We start from the raw sequence: 18,951 nt of genomic DNA, 5'->3' as shown, positions 1-18,951 counted from the left end.
TGAATATGCTCTGGCGCCCTGTCCGTCGGCTGATCCGCTGGAGGCTGAGCAGGTCGGCGCGCAAGGTGCTCGAAACGAGAACTCTCGAGCGGTTAGATGGCGTGTGGCTGCGCTGGTTGCCGGATGAGATTGATCTGTTCCTCGCGAACCTGGAGCCACAGGCGAAGGAACTGCGCCCCTTGTCCGATCTTGGTCAACTTCCGAGCGCAGGCAATCGCCTCATGGTGGAGCTAGCCATCTATACCGCCGCGGCCTATCGGGCCTTGCTCGAAGCAGGGCTTTCCAGAGAATCGTCGCGGAGCGCGGTCGCCGACATCGGGTGGAACGTCTATGCGCTTCTTCTCCGGCTGAATTCGCTTCCCTTCCACCTGGTCACCCAGGATCCCGGCAAACGGCTACGCGGCACGATAGGACTGCTGCTGCGCTTTTCATTCAGCGCACCGGGTTACGCGGTCGAGGCGCGCCGGGGAGGCGACGACCGTATCACCCACTAGACCCACTGTCCCTCGCAGACCTTTATACGGACCCTCGTTGCGGAAGCGGGCGACCGCGGCGATCTCGAAACTTTTTGCGAAAGCTGGTGCCGGTACGACTCGCCCGGCGCCGACATCATCGCGGATGACGGCGGCCGAGGTCAACGTAAGCGGGAACAGGCGAATGCAGCCCACGCTGGCAGCTCTCGAAAAATTCACACCGGGTTTTTGGCCGTCTTCACGGTCGACGCGCGGTAAATCCGCTCAATGGCTTCGGCGAGCACGCGATTGAATTCCTCGTCATCCATCCCGGCGCGTAGATCCTGCAGGAGCGCACGGCTGAAGCTTGCCACAAGCGCATGATTTTTCGCCAGCTCGTTGCAAGCCTCTTCTTGCGAATACCCGCCAGAAAGCGCCAACACCCGCGCACAGCTGGGATGTCCCACAAGCGGCGCAAATAGGTCTGGCGCTGCTGGCATGGAAAGCTTGAGCATCACCCGGCGACCAATTGGCTGCTTATCGAGTGCCTTCGCTAGTGCGCCAAGGAGTATCGCGTCGGATTCCGCGCGCGACTTGCTTTTCAGGTTCACCTCCGGCTCGACGATTGGCATCAGGCCCTTATCCAGAATTTGATTTGCGATGTCGAATTGTTGATCGACAATAGCGCCAATGGCTCCGGTGGACGCCTCGTTGATCAGCGAACGCATTTTCGTACCAAAAACGCCCTTGGCCTTTGCGCGGACAAGCAAGGTCTCGAGAGCCGGAATCGGCTTCATGAGCCGAACCCCATCCTTTTCGTCTTCCAGACCCCGATCGATCTTGACGAAGGGCACGATGCCACGCTGCCGGAGCAAGTCCGGCACGGGTGTGCCGTCCACCTCGCCATCCATCGTTTTCTCGAACAGGATCGCACCCAGGATCTTGCGGCCATCGAACGACGGAGCGGTAATGAGCCGGCTCCGCATCTTATGGATGAGGGCGAACATCTTCTCTTCACCGGAATAATCGTGAGCGCTGATGCCATAGTTTGCCAGCGCAGTCGGCGTCGAACCGCCTGACTGGTCGAGCGCAGCAACGAAGCCCGCACCGCCAATGATTTGTGCCATCAGTACCGGGTCGTGCATGCACTGCCTCCGTTCATCCGGGCGTCGATTGCCTTTTTGCGTGTCACTTCCGTCCGCGGGAGATTTCACGCCTTGCACCTCCGGCTAAATGTGCCGTGCTCGCCGACACCAGGACCTCGGACCAGAATACCGCGCGCGTTGGAGCTGCCAGCGGGTATGGTCATCGGCGGTCACCCATGAAGCGGAGCAGAAACAGGAACAGGTTGATGAAATCGAGATACAGCGTCAGTGCACCCATTACGATCGCCTTGCCGCGGAAGTCGCTGCCCCTAACCTCAGAATAGATATTCCTGATCTTTTGGGTGTCATAGGCCGTGAGCCCGGCAAACAGCAGAACTCCAATGCCGCTCACGATCATGTCCATCACCGAGGATTTCAGGAACATGTTGACGAGCATGGCGATGATCAGGCCGAACACCCCCATGATCAGGAACGATCCCCACGCGGACAAATCGCGCTTGGTCGTATAGCCCCACAAGCTCAACGCGGCAAAGGCCGATGCCGCCACGAAAAAGGTTCGGGCGATGCTGACTCCAGTGTAAGCAAGGAAAATAGTAGCGAGCGACACGCCCATGAGTGCCGCGTAGCTCCAGAACATGGCCTTGACCGCCGTCTCGGAAAACCGATTGATGCCAAAGCTCAGGGCAAGCACTAGCGCCAGGGGCGCGAATACAGCGACCCATCCCAATCCTGTCGGCGCTCCGGTTGCAGCAAAGAACAGTGCGCGTACACTGTCCGTGCTGGCCACGAATAGCGCGACCAAGCCGGTGAGCAGCAATCCGCTGGCCATATAATTGTAGACGCCGAGCATATAGGATCGCAGCCCCGAATCGTAGATTTGCGCGGGCGCCCCCGCGTGGGACCGTAAAGCGTGCTGATCTAGAGTTTTGAGTGGGTCTGCCATTGTGAAGTCCTCCTGCGCCGGACCGCTGACGGTGCCGGATTTCTGCCGCCGCCGTCTGAAGACGTTTGAGCCTCCGGTGAATTACAGTTTGCTGTCGTTATGCAGACCCGCTTTAGACGACAAGAGCGCCATGGAAGAGGAAGACCTCCGTCGTCGCTTGAACGCACCTGTCCAGCGGGCTCGGTTGCGGCGCGATACGCTTCAGTCATGGGTATAGGTGAAATGCACCGTCACAGGCGGCTTGCGATGCATCGCGTGCGGAGCCTGCTTCGATTGCGACGGTAGCATGTGCGGCGGGCGGTCCACGACAATTCCGATCCGGTAATTGATGCCTCGGGCAAAGGTTGTGTACCCGCCGAAAGTCAGCGCGCCCGCGACAGTCATCGGTTGCAGGCGAACCGATCGTTGTATTCCGCCAGGTTCGAGGATATGCGCGGTGACATTCGCGTCCCTGATTCTGGCCCCTGAAGCCTTTTCAAAGACAGCGGCCGTGATGTGCATGCTGTGAGAGCTTGCCGGCGTGCCGCCATGCATCTCCGCCTCGGGATGGCCGGTTGGATGACCCTTCACCACTGCCGCCGGCACCACGCCTAGATACACCGTGAGACCACCCGCGCTCTGAGAACCATCGATTACACCCGCATTGGCTGTGACCGGAGCGAAGAGCATTCCTGCTAGGCCCACCGCAGCAAGCGCTTGGCGCCAGAACGATCTGTATCTCATAGTGAAGGCATCTTCCTCTTTTTAAGTCCGGGCAAGGGGCAGGACTGCATCTCGTTCTCTGATCACTTGGACACTGTCATGTGCTGTTTGCCCCAATAGGAGGCAACTACGCCAACAAAGACGCGCCGAAATTGAAATCTTACAGAGCCATGGAATGAAGGAAGGTTCCCAGACCTCCAATCGCCTTTACCCAGGCCAAATCGGCGTATGGGGAGAATGCCGGTGATCTCCCGGGCCCGTGCGCAGTTGCCCGCCGTGACACGATCCGGACCAAGCAATGATGCATGTCAGGCGTTCGGGCTCAGCACCGGAAGGTCGGGGACGACCGACATGCTCGATTCGACCATGGCAGGCCTCTTGAGACCACGCAGGCCAAGAGATCAGATTCCAAGTGTAAGAATCGCGGATTGAAGAACGTCAAAAACAACAAGGACAGTCGCTGCGGCAGCCCCAAGCGCGCCGCAGTTGACCAAAAACGACTTTGCAAACGGAGATTCTCAGATGCCGTCCAGCTCGGAACAAGCCGAAAGCCACTCGCACAAATCGGTTTGCTGCCGCGACAACCCACGATCCGGTCGAGAGCAAGGCAAGGTACCGCGAGCAGCGCCGACCGAAGCCAAGCTGTCGGGAGATGCCCCTCGCTGTTGCTGCGCGCATCCCTGATTTCGATCGTTCCTGCGCGCGATAATGGCAACAAACAGCAGCGCGCAGGCGCCGTTCGAGGGGCGGAGCCCTCCCCCTGCCCATTCTCCGCCCGTCGAACCTTGCAGAATTGTCGGCCGTCGGGACGCCAAGGTCAGCTGGCAAGTACATCTGGCACGACGCCATGAGCACTGCAGCGCGATTGGCGAACGTTGGCGTGGTCGTCTCGGTTCGCAGCAGTGTCGTGGATGGTCGCTTTGAGGATCAATTGGCCCGCTAAAGTAATAAGTGACCGACACATCAGCCATATAGGAGTCATATGGCGTACCTATCGGTCACCAATCACAATGCACGGAGAGAAGGCGGCGACGATCCCTTCGTCGTGACGCAGGGAATCAGCCTGCCTCTTCACTTTCCTACTCCGCAATGCAAACGGCAGAGGTCAAAGGGACGATCGTGTTCAACGTGCTTTCTGCGGTTGTAACGCTCCCGGCAACACACATCAGTTTGAAACCCGCGTCCATTTCTGGTTCTTGCACCCCACATGCCCAAACATACATCCATGAACCTGGAGGGTGTCGGCACTGATCGGTTTCAATTCCCCGCCGACCGTTCTGTCGAGATCGGGAACCAGAACTTTCCCGCGCCATTTGTTCCGGCCGTACCGATAGAACTCGCGAAAAAGATTGATGCCTATGAGCACGTCGGTTCCGGCTTTCGCTGCGTCGGCCTTCGCTTTCTCGTTTGCATAAACAACGACGCCGCAAAGCTTCGTGCCGCATTCCTCGATTCGGACACGAACACTTCCGGACGGGTTAGCCCAAACACCCATGATAGCCTCATTTGGCGCTCCGGTTTGCCGAGCATGTGCCGCATTCGATGCAAAGATGAGGGCCGCGCCCATGATGACCAGACGAATCATAGCTTCTCTTTCTTGCGCCAAAAGAGGACCGAGCGCACCAGGTCTGATGAACGGACGTCATTGACGTGACCCCCAGCTTTCCCCCAGCTGGTATTAGAGCCGAGCCGCGTTGTTGCGCATGCGCGCGGGTGAGGCAATGGGCTGCGTAGCGGAGCCCGTAGGGCGTAGCGAAGCAGGCCATTGCCTTTGCAGTTCGGCGGCGAACGCCGCCGGGGTCTGGTATCCTAGAGCCGAGTGCGGTCTCTCCCGGTTGTAGTCCTCGACCCAGGCCGCGATCTCGACCCGGGCATGGGCGAGGCTCAGGAACAGCGTCTCGTTGAGCAGTTCATCGCGCATACGGCCGTTAAAGCTCTCCACGTAGCCGTTCTGCATGGGCCTGCCTGGAGCGATGTAGTGCCACTCCACGCCGATCTCACCGCACCATGCCAGCACAGCATTGCTGGTCAGCTCCGTGCCGTTGTCGCTGACGATCATCCCCGGCTTGCCGCGCTGTGCGATCAGCTCCGTCAGCTCGCGCACGACCCGCCGACCCGAGATCGATGTGTCCGGCACCGCCGCAAGGCACTCCCGGGTCACGTCATCGACCACGTTGAGCACGCGGAACCGCCGGCCTGAGGCCATCTGGTCGTGAACAAAGTCGAGGCTCCAGCGCTGGTTCGGCAGTGCCAGCACCGGAGCAGGTGCTCTCGTACCGACTGCGCGCCTGCGGCTGCGTCGGCGCCTCACCGCCAAGCCTTCCTCCCGATAGAGCCGCTGGGTCTTCTTCCGGTTGATCATCACGCCCTCCCGGCGCAGCAGGATGTGCAGACGGCGATAGCCGAACCGGCGACGCTGGTTGGCCAGCTCGCGCAGCTTCTCACGCAGATCGGCATCATCCTCCCGGGTGGAACGGTAACGCACGCTCTTGCGATCGGCATCGATGACACGGCACGCCCGCCGTTCGCTCATTCCGTGGCACGCCTGGAGATGAGCGACAGCTTCCCGCTGCGCGGCGGGCGTCAGAACTTTTTTGCCAGGAGATCCTTCAGCGCAGCCTGGTCGAGCATCGCATCGGCCAGCAGCCGCTTGAGCTTCGCGTTCTCGCTCTCGAGCTCCTTCAGCCGCCGGGCTTCGGACACCTCGAGCCCGCCATACTTCGACTTCCAGTTGTAGATCGTTGCTTCCGACACCCCGTGCCGCCGGGCCAGGTCGGCGGTCTTCGCTCCCGCCTCGGCTTCCTTCAGCACGCCAATGATCTGCTCTTCGGTAAACCTCGTTCTCTTCATCTCGTCCGTCCTTCCATCAGGGCCGGACTCTAATCGAGACTGGAGGAAAATCAGGGGGTCAGGTCACCATCTGCCGGGTCATACTCCCAGTTTGGCGAAGACCTTGATCGCCTCCTGACACGCAGCTTCTCAAGCCAAAATGGAGCGTGCTCGTGGTAACTTTTAGCGGTCCCCCATCACGGTGCTCGATGAGGGTCAAGTGCTGTTCTGCCGAGCGACTGTAATTTGGGGAGCCGCCGCGCGTCCATGATGCTGAGGCGGCCTCCTTTCTTTGATGGCGACCGTCCTTAGGCCGAAAGTGGGAGCAAGATATGAGGCAAGGTCACAAGCACGCGTCCGACAGACGGGGATGGCGGATGCCGATCGTCTTCCTCGGTTTTGCAGCGATAGCGGGGTATTTCCTGCTTGCCGAGCATAGGGTTCACGCGCTCAGCATACTTCCTTGGGCCTTGCTCTTGCTGGCCTGCCCGCTGCTCCACATGTTTATGCACGGTGGACACGGTGGACACGGAGGTCATGGCGGCCAAGGCGGTGATGATGATGATCAGCGCACCAGCAACAACGGCGCGAGTCCGGTCCGCGATCGCCACAGCGGACACAAGGTCGCCGATTCCAGCGCCCGTCGCCGATAGCTCCGGAGAAACCTGTCATGCATAGCGACGCATCCGCCGCCTATGGACTTTGGGGTCTGGTGATCCTCAACTCCGCGATCTTCATTTTCTTCGCGTTCAGCTTCTTCAAACCGCAAACCAAGCGCGATTGGCGATCATTCAGCGCTTTCAGTGCTTTTCTCGTCGCACTTTTTGCGGAGATGTACGGCTTCCCGCTGACCATCTACCTGCTCTCGGGCTGGCTCCAGAGCAACTATCCGCAGGTGGACTGGTTCTCGCATGACGCCGGCCATCTGCTCGAGGAGTTGTTCGGATGGCAAGCCAACCCTCACTTCGGCCCCTTTCATATCCTGAGCTTCATCCTGATCGGCGGTGGCTTCTGGATAGTATCGAGCGGCTGGGCACGGCTTTACCGGGCCCAGAAGCAAGAGAAGCTCGCAACTGAAGGTATCTATTCCTACGTCCGGCATCCGCAATATGACGGCTTCATCCTCGTCATGCTCGGCTTCCTGTTCCAATGGCCGACTGTCCTGACGCTGGCGATGTTCCCGGTCCTGGTTGTCATGTATGTGCGTCTCGCCCGGAGCGAGGAGCGCGAGGCGCTCGCCGCTTTCGGCCAGGATTATCGAGCCTACATGGCGCGCGTCCCGGGTTTTATTCCCAAGCTGTCGCGCTCGCGGTCAGGTGATCCAAATCTGCCCAAAAGCCGACCGCGCCGCCCATTCTAAAACGGCCCAGGACGAAGCCCTAGTAGAGATTGTCAGATCGATATGAGCAAGAACAAGCAGGACAGATCTGCGCCCGGCTACGCCGAGAAGCTCCATGCGCTTGAGATCGGGCCCAGCGCGTTGCAACGCCAGGTGATCGCCGGTGGTCGCAAGCTGCTGATCATTCTGGAAGGGCGCGATGCAGCGCAAAGGACGGCACGATCAAGCGCATCGTCAAGCATCTGAGTCCTCGCCCCAAGGCGATCGAGCTTCGCAGGCATCATCAGGGCGCAGCAATGGCGATGCAGTCGCCTGGCGGCGCTCATGCGACAAATGGCGATGAGAAGATGGCTTCGCCGCCGAGTTGGTGTTCGATTTCCAGCAAGCGATTGTACTTGGCGAGACGTTCACCTCGACACGGCGCTCCGCCCTTGAACTGACCACCGGTCATCGCGACGGCAAAATCTGCGATGAAGTCGTCTTCTGTCTCGCCGGAGCGATGGGAGAATTTGTAGCGCAGTCCCGCTCGCCGACACAGTTCGATCGCCGCCACCGTTTCGGTCACCGTGCCGATCTGGTTGGGCTTGATCAAAACAGCGTTCGTGGCTTTGTCATCAATGCCCCGCTGGATGAAGCGCGAATTGGTGACATACAGGTCATCGCCGACGATCTGGATGCGGTCTCCCATCGCCAGGGTCTGCTTTACAAAGGCGGGCCAGTCCTGTTCGCCGAAACCATCCTCGATCGACACGATCGGAAATGCGGCAATCCAGTCAGCGTAGACGGCCAGAAGTTCGTCACTGGTCATATGCGCTCCGCCAAGCCCGGGCAGAACATAACCGCCGTCCTCGACGAAGGAGGTCGCTGCGGGATCCAGCGCGATGGCAATTTGACGGCCTGGTTCATAGCCTGCCACCTCAATTGCGCGGACGATCAGCTCGAGCGCTTGACGCTCGTCTTTCAGATGGGGCGCGAACCCGCCTTCATCACCAACCCCCACACCCAGGCCTTTCTCTTCCAGAAGCCCCCTCAGGACATGATAGGTTTCCGAGCCATAGCGCAGCGCTTCGCCGTATGTCGGGGCACCATGCGGTACGATCATGAATTCCTGCATCTGGAGCCCATTGGCGGCATGCTTGCCGCCATTGATGATGTTCATCATGGGGACCGGGAGACGCCGGGCGGTGGAACCCCCGAGGTACTGGTAGAGCGGTAATCCCATCGCCTGAGCAGCAGCGCGAGCGACGGCCAGCGAAACGCAGAGAACGGCGTTCGCGCCGAGCCGCGCCTTGTTCTCGGTTCCGTCGAGTTCACACATAAACCGGTCAATTTCCGGCTGCCGGACAACATCCAGACCGATGAGGGCGCCCGCGATTTCGCGTTCGACATTTGCGACCGCCTTCAGGACCCCGCGACCGGCATACCGCGCCGCATCGCCGTCGCGAAGTTCGTGGGCCTCGAACTGGCCAGTCGATGCTCCCGAGGGCACCGACGCGCTTGCGGCGATACCGCCCTCCAGACGGACTGTCACCTTGACCGTGGGCCAACCGCGCGAATCAAGAATCTCCTGCGCCGACAGAGCAGCAATGGTTCGCCTCATTCGATGTCTCCTCGTCCAGCACACAACTTTCAATGGCCGGGCTTTCGGCCAACTCACGCTTTGTCCTGCGATCTTTCAAACGTCCGGCAACGGCACGGCCCCAGCACATTCCGAACGTCGTCCGCCGATCGACCCGCGTCCGAATTGCGACACCGTCTTCGTCACGTCTCTCGTCACTGCTCGTATCTGCAACAGGCACGCGCATTGGCGCGTCATCAAAGAGACGTCGCAGCGGGCCGATCCTTACCAGAACGCCATCTCAAATCGCGTGCAAGCGCGCCGATCTCCGCGTCTGAAATGACGAGTCTGGCAGCAGCAAGGAAATCCGTTGGCCGGTTTGCCGGGGGTCCCGCACCACGCGGTACTGTAAGGTCGGGTGCTTCCCTGCGTCCTTTCCGGGACACACTAATAGTCTGTCACTGGCCGGCGCGGCCGCAAGAGCGGTCATAGGTTCGCTGTCGGAAATCACTTCGCGGCAGATAGTCGGCAATAGGGTTTATATCAGCCGTGAGTGCACAAGGAGCGCAGCGATGACGGAAAAACGCATAGCCTGGTTTGAGACCCTGAACGTGGGCGACGTTCCCATCGTCGGCGGCAAGAACGCCTCGCTTGGCGAGATGGTACGCACACTTGAGGAGAAGGGCGTGCGTGTGCCGGGCGGCTTCGCGACGACCGCCGCGGCCTTTCGCGAATATGTGGCTGCCAACCAAATCGAGCCGGAGCTGCGCGCCAGCATTGCGGCATTGCAGAGTGAAAAGGGTTCGTTGCATGAAACGGGCGAAACGATCCGCCGGCTGTTTCTCGACGGAGAATTCCCGGAGGCGATCGCCGCAGAAATCCGGGACGCCTATCGCGAGCTTTCCCGTCGCAGCGGCCAGGACGAGATCAGTGTTGCTGTGCGCTCGAGTGCGACTGCTGAAGACTTGCCCCAGGCGAGCTTTGCCGGTCAGCAGGAAACCTTTCTCAATGTGCGCGGTGAGCGCGCGCTGCTCGACGCCTGCCGGCGGTGCTACGCCTCGCTGTTTACCGACCGGGCGATCAGCTACCGCGAAACCCAGGGGTTCGATCATCTGGAAGTCGCGCTGTCGATCGGCGTCCAGCGGATGGTACGCTCCGACCTGGCAGGTTCGGGAGTGATGTTTTCGATCGATACGGAAACCGGATTTCCCGGCGTCGCCGTGATCAGCGCCGCATGGGGTCTCGGCGAAACCGTCGTGCAGGGCGCGGTCGATCCCGACAAATATCTCGTCTTCAAGCCCTTGCTCGACGACCGGCGCTACACCCCGATCATCGAAAAGACGCTCGGCGCCAAAGAGACCAAGATGATCTACGCGACCGGCGGGAGCGAGCGCACCACGACAGTTGCAACCACCCAGAAGGAGCGCCAGGCCTTCGTTCTCAGCGAAGCGGAAATTCTGGAGCTCGGCCGCTGGGCCGCAACGATCGAGGACCACTACGGCCGGCCGATGGACATGGAATGGGCCAAGGACGGAGAGACCGGCGAACTCTACATGGTTCAGGCGCGGCCCGAGACGGTGCAGTCGTCCCGGCAAACCGGCCAAATCAAGAGCTACCGTCTGAAGACGAAGGGAAAGCCGATCATCACCGGCTCGGCGATCGGCGAAGCGATTGCCTCGGGTCAAGTCTGTGCCATTCGCAGCGCCGCCGACATCGACACCTTCCGCGACGGTGCCATTCTCGTGACCGGCATGACGGACCCCGACTGGGTCCCGATCATGAAGAAGGCCGCCGGCATTATCACCGATCATGGCGGCACGACCAGCCACGCCGCCATCGTCAGCCGCGAACTGGGAGTGCCCGCCATCGTCGGCACGGGCCACGGCACCGAACTGCTGCTTGACGGGCAGGACATCACGCTTTCCTGCGCTGAAGGTGATCGCGGCGTAGTCTACGAAGGCATCCTGGAATTCGAGTCATCGCAGGTGGATGTTTCCGATCTGCCAGAAACCCGAACCGCGATGATGGTGAATATCGCCAGCCCTGCCGCCGCATTCCGCTGGTGGCGCCTGCCTGCGCGCGGGGTCGGCCTTGCGCGGATGGAGTTCATCATCAACAATCTGATCAAGATCCATCCGATGGCGCTGATCCATCCCGACCGCGTGACCGATCCAGCGGCGCGGCGAGAGATCCGCCAGCGCACGCGCGGCTACGATGACCCAGTGGACTTCTTCGTCGAGACGCTCGCGCTGGGAATTGCCAAGCTCGCAGCACCCTACCACCCGCACCCCGTGATCGTTCGCTTGAGCGACTTCAAATCCAATGAATATGCCCACCTCCTCGGCGGCAGCGTTTTCGAACCGGACGAGGAAAATCCGATGCTCGGATGGCGCGGTGCTTCGCGCTACTACGACGCGCGCTATCGCGAGGGTTTTGCGCTGGAATGCCGTGCGCTGAAGACGGTTCGCGAAAGGATCGGTCTGGAGAACGTGATCGTCATGGTGCCATTCTGCCGCACGCTCGAGGAGGCTGATCGCGTGCTTGCCGTGATGAAAGAGAACGGACTCGAGCGCGGCCGGGACGGCCTCGAGGTCTACATGATGTGCGAGATTCCCGCCAACGTCTTCCTTGCCGAAGAGTTCGCGCAGCGCTTCGACGGCTTTTCGATTGGTTCCAACGACCTCACGCAGCTCGTGCTCGGGGTTGATCGGGATTCGGGCGATCTCGCCCCCCTGTTCGATGAGCGCAATGAAGCGGTAAAGCGTGCGATTCGCGCAGCGATCGTCCAGGCGCACGCCGCGGGCATCAAGATCGGGATCTGCGGCCAGGCCCCCAGCAACTATCCCGAATACGCCGCGTTTCTGGTTGAAGAAGGCATCAATTCGATCTCGCTCAACCCGGACAGCTTCGTCTCTACGCTTCGCAACGTTGCCCAAGTCGAGCAGAGTCTGAAGGCCGCGCCGGCGCGAACAACCTCCGAGCCGGACACTTCTCGATGAAGGTCGTCGTGTTCGAGACGGAAGAGTGGGAACACCAGGCCTGTCTGAGGCTTGAACCCGAGCATGAGGTCGAATGCACCCGCGAGCGCCTCGACCCACAAACGGCCGCGCCCTACGCTTCCGCAGAAATTGTAAGCACCTTCGTGAACTCGCAGCTCGGTGCCGACGTGCTGGTTCAGTTCCCGCGTCTAAAGCTGATCGCAACCCGGTCTACCGGATACGACCATGTCGATTTGGACTGGTGCAAGGCGCACGGCGTCGCGGTGGCGAACGTACCCGATTATGGCGATTCGACCGTGGCGGAGCATGCCTTCGCCCTGCTCCTGGCCGTCGCCCGCAATCTGGTCGAGGCGGTGGAGCGCACACGCCGCGGTGACTTCTCGCAAGCCGGGCTGCGCGGTTTCGAACTGCGCGGCAAGACGCTCGGCGTCATCGGAACCGGACGAATAGGCCGCCGCGCGATCGAGATCGCTGGCGGGTTCGGCATGAATGTCGTGGCCTACGATCTCTATCCGGATGAAGACGCGGCAACACAATTCGGGTTTCGCTATGCCGCTTTAGATGAAGTTCTCGCAGATGCGGACGTAATCACACTCCACGTGCCGGCGAACCCGGGAACCGCGAGTCTACTTTCCGACCGCGAGTTCGACCTGATGAAGTCCGGCGCACTCCTGATCAACACTGCGCGGGGCAACGTTGTCGATGTGCCTGCGCTGGTACGAGCTCTGGCCGATGGCAAGGTTCGGGCGGCGGGACTTGACGTATTGCCACAGGAGCCTGTGGTGCGCGAGGAGGCGCAGATTTTTCGGGGAGCGTCGAGCGATGGCTACGACCTCAAGGCGCTCGTCGCCAATCACGTCTTGCTGCGGTTCCCGAACGTGATTGTGACGCCCCATAATGCCTATAATACGCAAAGCGCCGTTCGGCGGATCATCGAAACCACCGTGGAGAATATCGAGGCATTCGGGCGTGGCGAGCCGCGTAATCTGGTTGGGGAACGGTAAAGTTCAGACCTTCTCCAGTGCACAGAACCAGCAGCCAAGTCCGCTACGGGCCCTTACCGCGCCCCCTGATCGGCGCCCGGATGGATTCGGGCCGGCGAACACCGCCGTCGGAACATCAAACCTTTGCTCGCTTCGGTCATGCTCCGGGTCGTAGCGATCACGGCACGACGCTTATGGCGGCACCAGGCTCAGGTATCCCTGATCATCTTCGCCATGATCGTCCTTTTCTTTGTGCACACGCACCTCTTGCGAGGACACAAAGAGATGTACCAAGCCCGCGCAACGCGTACTGATCGGCAAATTTTTGCTGGCAGGCGTTTCCGTGCACAAGGCCACAGACGCTTGTCGAGACGTGATATTACAGCTTTCGGAGCTGTCATATTCCCGGCGAAAAATCGCCAAGATCAGGTTTGATGGAAATCGCATTGTAGGACCCGATTAGCTAACGGCCTCCAGTGGTCCGTGCAGCGAAGTCCGAGCGGGCAAGACCAATAGCCGGTCTTCAAACAATTTTTGCGGATAGGCCCCTGAACCGAAGAACTTTCGCTTTCATAACCAGTGTGACTCCGTGTCGCCGGTAGGTAAGCGTGATGCTGGACGGTCGGATTTGCCACTAAGCTGGCGCCGCGCCAGAGCGGCGGCCGCATCGAGCCGCAGTCTTAAATCGTCAGGAAGGCAGCGCATCAGTCTGCGGCCACTCGGCGACGATTGACCGCAAAGCCGAGGACAAGCGCGACAAGGACGAGAATCTGCGCCGCGATCGTCTCGAGCGTGGGGAAAAGGCCGATGATCGAAAGTCGCGGCACGAACGATAGCGGCGCGATATCGATCCAGCCTGCCTCCTGCAATGCGGCGACACCCTTGCCCGCGAGCACCACTGTCAACGCGGCCATCAGCCAGGAGCTGTAGCGGAAGAAGCTGGCGATCGGCAGTTGCCGGCTGTACCGCAGCATCGTCCACGCGAGGCCGGCGAGCACGAGCACGGCGGCGACCGTTCCAGCAAGCATTGCCGCTCCGTTGCCCTGCGACCACAAGGCGGCAAAGAACAGGATCGTCTCGAACACCTCGCGGTATACGACGACGAAAGCGAGGCCGAACAGCAACCAGCCCGACTGGCCGCCCAAGGCCCTGGCGAGCTTTTCCTGAATATACCTCTGCCACTGGCCGGCCTGCGCCTTGCCGTGCATCCAGATGCCCACCGACAGCAGCACGACCGCCGCAAACAGGGAGCCGAACCCTTCGGTCAGCTCTCGGCTCGCGCCGCTGATGCCGATCGCATAGGTGGCCACCAGCCAGGTCGCTCCTCCGGCAACGAGAGCGCTCGTCCAGCCGCCGTGAACGTAGCGCAACACGTCCTTGCGGTCCGCCTTCTCCAGAAACGCCAGCATCGCCACGACGATGAGCAGCGCTTCGAGGCCTTCGCGCAACAGGACGGCAAACGCGCCGGCGAACGTGGTGACGGCGCTCGACGCGCCGGGCGCGAGGGCGCGCTCGGCGTCATCGAGGAGCGTATCGATTGCTCCCGCCTGCGTCGCCAGGGCATCGGGCGCTATTCCGTCGCCGATCGCTGCCCGGAACGCACCCATGCGCGTCTCGATATTCGCCATCAGTCCGGCGTCCTTGGCGCTGAGCAGCGGCTCGATGGGTTCGAAGCCGTCGAGATAGGCCGACAGAGCGAGCGCCTTGGCCCGTTTCCTGTCTCCGGAGCGGTAGGCGTCGACGCTTTCGCCGAGCCTGGCGCGGGTCGTGGCGATGGCTTTGCCGGCATCGCCCGAAGCCCGCGCCGTAACGGCTTCGGGATTGGCGCGGAGATAGGCCATGACGGCGTCGGCCCGCGCCTGTCCGATCTGCTCGCCCAGCGCTTCGGGGGTGATCGTCACCAGAGCCTTGAGGTCGGGAATTCTCGCGCGAATGTCCGCGCTGCTCTTCCACAACGCTTCGCCGCGGCGCACATCGGCCTGAGAAAAGGCGAACTCCCCGGCGCGGAAGGCGAGCGCCCAGCGATCTCCCGCAGGAAGGTCGCGAAAGCTCTGCATCGCGGTGCCGTCGATCCCTTGCGAGATGACCTGTTCCAGTGCCGCGAGGCTGCGCTTGCGCGCGCGGTCGGTGTCGGTGAACGCAACCGGCGGCGTTTCGAGCCCGGCAGCATCGAGCCCCTTGCCGTTCCCGCTCGTGCCGTGGCAGGCGGCGCAGTTATCGGCAAAGAGAGCTGCACCGCGCGCGACGTCCGGCGCCGTCGAAGGCGCGACCGGGACGGGATAGTCCGCGAGCAGCACGCCGGAGATCGTGTGGGAGGTCGCAGCTATCCGCGCTGCCGGAGCTTTCGCGGCGATCTGGTCGCGCAGGGCGCGCGCCGCGCGAACGAGTTCGGCCTTTTGCGGCCGCTCCGGCAGTTGATCGATCTCATCCGCGATCGTGGCCGCGAACTCCTGCATCTCGGCATATTCGCCGTCGCTGGTGATCCTGCCCCCCGACACCGCGCCCTCGTAATCGACCGCGATGTAATCGAGGAGCTTCCACGTCGTACCAACCCGTTGGACGGTCGCCGGCCCGAGCGACTGGGCTGCCGCAGGCGACGCCGTGAGCCCCGATGCCACGAGAATGAGCAGGACTGCCAGAAATCCGCCCAGATGGCGGATCATGCGATTCGATCCGAGATTCGTCATGCGGCGCGCATACACCCTGAAGCCGCTACAGGGTCAAGGCTATTGCGACGCATTATTAAAATGAGTATTGACCGATGAATTGGACGAACGTGACGCTTCGCCGAGATCGCGCAGAGCGTGCCGCATGATCTGCCACCCGCCGGACAGGCCCAATGCCGCCATGATTGCGGCGACGATGAGATCGGGCCAGGCCGTGCCGGTTCCGAATACACCCGCGGCAGCGGCAACCACGGCGATGTTGCCGATTGCGTCGTTGCGCGAACATATCCAGACCGAGCGCCGGTTCGCATCGCCGCTGCGAAAACGGAACAGCATGATCGCCACCGCGCCATTGGCGATCAGCGCGATGACTCCGACGACGCCCATCATTTCGGCCCGCGGCACGGTGCCGTTCATCAGCGCGATACCCGTGGAGACCAGAACGAACAGCCCCAGCAGCGCGAGCGTCGCGCCCTTGGCTAGCGCCGCCTTCGCGCGCCATGCAAGGACCGAACCGGCGACGCCCAGGCTGATCGCGTAATTGGCTGCATCGCCCAGGAAGTCGAGGGCGTCGGCCCGCAGCGCCTGCGAGCCCGAGACCAGCCCCGCACCGATTTCTCCCGCGAACATCGCCAGATTGATCGCCAGCGCGATCCAGAGTGCCCGGCGCCATTGGGGATCGTCGGCGGGTTCATCGCTCGGCGCGCAATCACATCCAGCCATTGATGTACCTGTCGGTGTTGGAATCGGTCATGGCTCCACCATATGCACCCTGAAGTCACTATAGGGTCAAGGGGCCGGATCAATGCGCATCGGTGAATTGGCACGCAGATCTGCAGCAAGCTTTGAAGGCTCAGTCGAAGAATGCCCATGCGGATCGGCTAGCCAGATTTGTCAGCATCTACGAACGCGTTGCGGCAGGCTGGGAAAGCAAACTAAAGGATGGTGGCTACATCGACTTCGAAGACATGCTCATCCTCGCGGCAGATCATGTCGAGAGTGGCCGCTACAGCAACCCGTTCACTTTCATCCTGTCGGATGAGTTCCAGGACAGCTCACGTGCTCGCATCCGCCTGCTGAAGGCTTTGGCCGGCCCCCATGAGGCATCCAGGCACTTGTGTGTGGTTGGCGATGATTGGCAAGGTATCAACCGCTTCGCCGGCGCCGACATCTCTGTGATGCCGGAGTTCGAAAAGATCTTCCCGGCCGCAACGCGGCTGACATTGAACCGGACGTTCAGGAGCCCGCAGGCGATTTGCGACGTTTCAAGTCAATTCATTCAGGCCAAGGTGTTCTCTGCGAGGCGAGATTGGAGGGCCTCATAGCTGTAGAGGCCGCGCCGCGTGTTCATGAGGAATTCCGGCGTTCCTCCCATGAGGAACCCAAGGTTCTCCGCGCTCCCTTGCAGAACGTCGTTCAGGATGCGCAGGATTTGCTCATAGTTGGCATTGCGGGCTTGCGATGAAGTCAGCTTGTAAAGGTTGACCATCTCGTCCAGGCCAACGAGCAGGCCCTTGTAGCCCGCTTCACAGACAAATGCCGACATCAGTTTGAGGTGGTCGTAGACGCTGGCGTCATTGACGATGGTGCGAACACCGAGAGCCTTGCGAGCATCGGTCTTGGTCGCAAATTCGCCGCGCAGCCATCGAATTGCTGCCGATTTCAGTTCTTCATCGCCGGTTTCATGTCCCTCCCAATACCGGCGGATCAAGCGCGCCAGAGGGCATGAGCCCTTGCTTACCGGCGATCTCGTCAAACTCTTCGTCAGTCCAGTGTTCGCGCTGGATTATCTGCTCCACAAGCATCGCGTGCTTGGGATCGAGGCCAGCCATTGATGATGGAAAAGCATGTGCTGCGGTGGCCTCGTCGCTCACGTCTTCGTCGGTCGAAAAAATCTCGCCCAGTACGCTTGAAACGCGCTCGGTGTCATTTCGAATAGCGGCAATACGCGCCGCATCGAGGGAGGCCGCCTTTGCCTTTGGTTCATCGGGGATTTGTTCGCCGGGGACCTCCGCTTCGGCGGCCTTGACCCGGACAGGGCCATCGGCAACGTCTCCGGCATGAAGGTCAGCGTAGACGAGGCCAGCATCGATTCCTAATGCCTTGTAAATTTTCTCAATACTGGCGACTTCATCGGACTGAATAACGCCATCAGCATGGGCAATCGCGACAACTGCCGCGCGCAAAGCGAGATGATGCTCTGCATCTGCATCTTTCAGCTTACTGCGCAGCCATGACATGTCCGGCGGAACATCGAGATACCATTCGAGGTTGGCGTGAAGTCGCTTTCGTTCTAGCTCTGTCAGCCCTTTAGTTGCCTCGACCTTGTTGCGGAGGGCTCGGCGCTCTGCTTCCACGATCTTACTATCGGCATGTGCCACGAAGGTCGCCAGCGCTAGTTCGAACAATTCGGTTCGATAGGCCGGGGAGACGTCTTCAAGCTGTTCGACCGGCTCGCCGAGTTCGAAGATCACAACGGGTTCGTCGATCTTCGGTCCACGCAGTGAAAATCTTGGGTCGGGAGCCATGCCGAAGCCGATCCGGGCGAGTGCATCTGCTGCGCCAGTCAAGTTCCGCTTGCCGAGCTTCTCCCGCGTTTCTCCTTCCAGGCGCGAGATCACATCAAGTGCTGGGACCAACCCGCCTGCGGCTACTTGTTCGCGCGCCCAGTCCTTGAGTTCTTCCAACTCTTCTGACGGGAACAGACCCCAAAGCTCAGCAGGTAGCAGCGCCTGTGCTTCAATGCTCCCACGGCCATCTGGATTTCGTCCAAGATACCGGCTGAACTTGTCGAGTTCATCCATAGCCTCATCTGCGATTTTCTGCGCCTTCTGCACTGGCGACCGCAAATCAGTAACGTCGGGGATCGCCACATCTCCGCCATCTCCCGCCGTGAGATTGACCGAGCAATTGAACTCGCTGGATGCAGCACGATAGTCCATTTTCAGAAGCTTGCGAGGCGTTCGAACTTTCAAGCCATCAGGATAAAGCGCGTCGAACTTCAATTTGAAAAGTGCCTTGAATTCGTCACCGCAACGCTCGGCTGGAGTGCGAAGGCGTCGCTCTGGGTGGCAATGCAGCCAGAGATGCAGCCATTCGGCATCGAAGGCTTTGCCTTCGGCGATCATGCCGCCGAGCGCGAACTTCAGCGAAAATGGCAAGTCCCAGCTACGGTTCTCAAGGATCGCCTGCTTGAGTGTCGCATCGTCTAAGGAGATGCCGCCCATCGCCATGATACGCGCGATGTCGAGGAACTCACCGAGATACCTTTGGGCGGAGTAGTTATCGGCGAAAAGAACTTTCAGCCGTTCAACCTCTGCAACTATTTCCTGCTTCTCGTCGTCGGGTGGTTGATCGGCTTCAGTAGGCATTCG

Annotated in this window: 17 protein-coding genes; 7 read left to right on the top strand and 10 right to left on the bottom strand. The window is 60.8% G+C overall.

Annotation, left to right across the window (positions count from 1 at the left end; translation table 11 throughout):
- Positions 1-5: 5 nt before the first annotated feature.
- The gene (locus AC58D2_RS17455; RefSeq protein WP_497392372.1) at positions 6-494 is read left to right on the top strand and encodes a hypothetical protein; all 489 of its coding nucleotides are present in this window, start codon (positions 6-8) and stop codon (positions 492-494) included.
- 194 nt (positions 495-688) lie between these two features.
- Here the strand turns inward: AC58D2_RS17455 and AC58D2_RS17450 are convergent, their stop codons facing one another.
- The 5 genes from AC58D2_RS17450 to AC58D2_RS17430 form a co-directional block, all read right to left on the bottom strand.
- Entirely contained in the window at positions 689-1,597 is a 909-nt protein-coding gene (locus tag AC58D2_RS17450; protein ID WP_497392371.1) for a fructose bisphosphate aldolase, read from the bottom strand.
- Positions 1,598-1,757: 160 nt separating this feature from the next.
- The gene (locus AC58D2_RS17445; RefSeq protein WP_119083588.1) at positions 1,758-2,501 is read right to left on the bottom strand and encodes a Bax inhibitor-1/YccA family protein; all 744 of its coding nucleotides are present in this window, start codon (positions 2,499-2,501) and stop codon (positions 1,758-1,760) included.
- Between the two features lie 201 nt (positions 2,502-2,702).
- On the bottom strand, positions 2,703-3,170 hold the full coding sequence (locus tag AC58D2_RS17440; protein ID WP_215227869.1) for a hypothetical protein: 468 nt from the start codon (positions 3,168-3,170) through the stop codon (positions 2,703-2,705).
- Between the two features lie 1,198 nt (positions 3,171-4,368).
- Positions 4,369-4,788 carry a DUF2147 domain-containing protein gene (locus tag AC58D2_RS17435; RefSeq protein WP_215227868.1) on the bottom strand — a complete coding sequence of 140 codons (420 nt, stop codon included), beginning with the start codon at positions 4,786-4,788 and terminating at the stop codon, positions 4,369-4,371.
- A 93-nt stretch (positions 4,789-4,881) separates the two neighbouring features.
- Positions 4,882-6,053 (bottom strand): IS3 family transposase gene (locus AC58D2_RS17430; RefSeq protein WP_497392370.1). Its coding sequence is split into 2 segments (ribosomal slippage): positions 4,882-5,801 and positions 5,801-6,053, totalling 1,173 coding nucleotides; the frame shifts between segments, so codons are not numbered across the junction.
- 311 nt (positions 6,054-6,364) lie between these two features.
- Here AC58D2_RS17430 and AC58D2_RS17425 point away from each other — a divergent pair.
- The 3 genes from AC58D2_RS17425 to AC58D2_RS17415 are packed head-to-tail and all read left to right on the top strand — an operon-like array spanning position 6,365 to position 7,617.
- On the top strand, positions 6,365-6,685 hold the full coding sequence (locus tag AC58D2_RS17425; protein ID WP_119083591.1) for a DUF2933 domain-containing protein: 321 nt from the start codon (positions 6,365-6,367) through the stop codon (positions 6,683-6,685).
- A gap of 17 nt (positions 6,686-6,702) precedes the next feature.
- On the top strand, positions 6,703-7,392 hold the full coding sequence (locus AC58D2_RS17420) for a methyltransferase family protein (RefSeq protein ID WP_497392369.1): 690 nt from the start codon (positions 6,703-6,705) through the stop codon (positions 7,390-7,392).
- Between the two features lie 42 nt (positions 7,393-7,434).
- Positions 7,435-7,617, top strand: a complete 183-nt coding sequence (locus tag AC58D2_RS17415) for a hypothetical protein (protein WP_231958721.1) — start codon at positions 7,435-7,437, stop codon at positions 7,615-7,617.
- A 76-nt stretch (positions 7,618-7,693) separates the two neighbouring features.
- Here the strand turns inward: AC58D2_RS17415 and eno are convergent, their stop codons facing one another.
- A complete protein-coding gene (eno, locus tag AC58D2_RS17410) occupies positions 7,694-8,971 on the bottom strand; it encodes a phosphopyruvate hydratase (RefSeq protein WP_497392368.1) in 1,278 nt (425 codons plus the stop codon).
- Between the two features lie 530 nt (positions 8,972-9,501).
- Between eno and ppsA the strand changes: the two genes are divergently transcribed.
- Positions 9,502-11,928 (top strand): phosphoenolpyruvate synthase, encoded by a 2,427-nt coding sequence (gene ppsA / locus AC58D2_RS17405; RefSeq protein ID WP_497392367.1) that lies wholly within the window; start codon positions 9,502-9,504, stop codon positions 11,926-11,928.
- Positions 11,925-12,932, top strand: a complete 1,008-nt coding sequence (locus AC58D2_RS17400; protein ID WP_497392366.1) for a hydroxyacid dehydrogenase — start codon at positions 11,925-11,927, stop codon at positions 12,930-12,932. Before ppsA ends, AC58D2_RS17400 begins: the two co-directional genes overlap by 4 nt.
- Before the next feature lie 683 nt (positions 12,933-13,615).
- Here AC58D2_RS17400 and AC58D2_RS17395 read toward each other — a convergent pair.
- Positions 13,616-15,598, bottom strand: a complete 1,983-nt coding sequence (locus tag AC58D2_RS17395) for an FTR1 family protein (protein ID WP_497392365.1) — start codon at positions 15,596-15,598, stop codon at positions 13,616-13,618.
- A 39-nt stretch (positions 15,599-15,637) separates the two neighbouring features.
- Positions 15,638-16,300 carry a cation efflux transmembrane domain-containing protein gene (locus AC58D2_RS17390; protein WP_494227696.1) on the bottom strand — a complete coding sequence of 221 codons (663 nt, stop codon included), beginning with the start codon at positions 16,298-16,300 and terminating at the stop codon, positions 15,638-15,640.
- Positions 16,301-16,392: 92 nt separating this feature from the next.
- Here AC58D2_RS17390 and AC58D2_RS17385 point away from each other — a divergent pair, with 92 nt between their 5' ends.
- Entirely contained in the window at positions 16,393-16,902 is a 510-nt protein-coding gene (locus AC58D2_RS17385; RefSeq protein ID WP_494227695.1) for a UvrD-helicase domain-containing protein, read from the top strand.
- Here AC58D2_RS17385 and AC58D2_RS17380 read toward each other — a convergent pair.
- Complete coding sequence (locus AC58D2_RS17380; protein ID WP_494227694.1) at positions 16,857-17,288, bottom strand: BREX system ATP-binding domain-containing protein; 432 nt, start codon at positions 17,286-17,288, stop codon at positions 16,857-16,859. The two genes, AC58D2_RS17385 and AC58D2_RS17380, sit on opposite strands and share 46 nt — an antisense overlap.
- Complete coding sequence (locus AC58D2_RS17375; protein ID WP_494227693.1) at positions 17,260-18,948, bottom strand: TerB N-terminal domain-containing protein; 1,689 nt, start codon at positions 18,946-18,948, stop codon at positions 17,260-17,262. The genes AC58D2_RS17380 and AC58D2_RS17375 overlap by 29 nt, the downstream gene beginning before the upstream one ends.
- Positions 18,949-18,951: the final 3 nt, after the last annotated feature.

Source organism: Sphingopyxis sp. CR5, from assembly GCF_059693785.1.
Note: the sequence above shows the minus strand (reverse complement) of the source record. Positions and strands in the feature narration are given on the sequence as shown.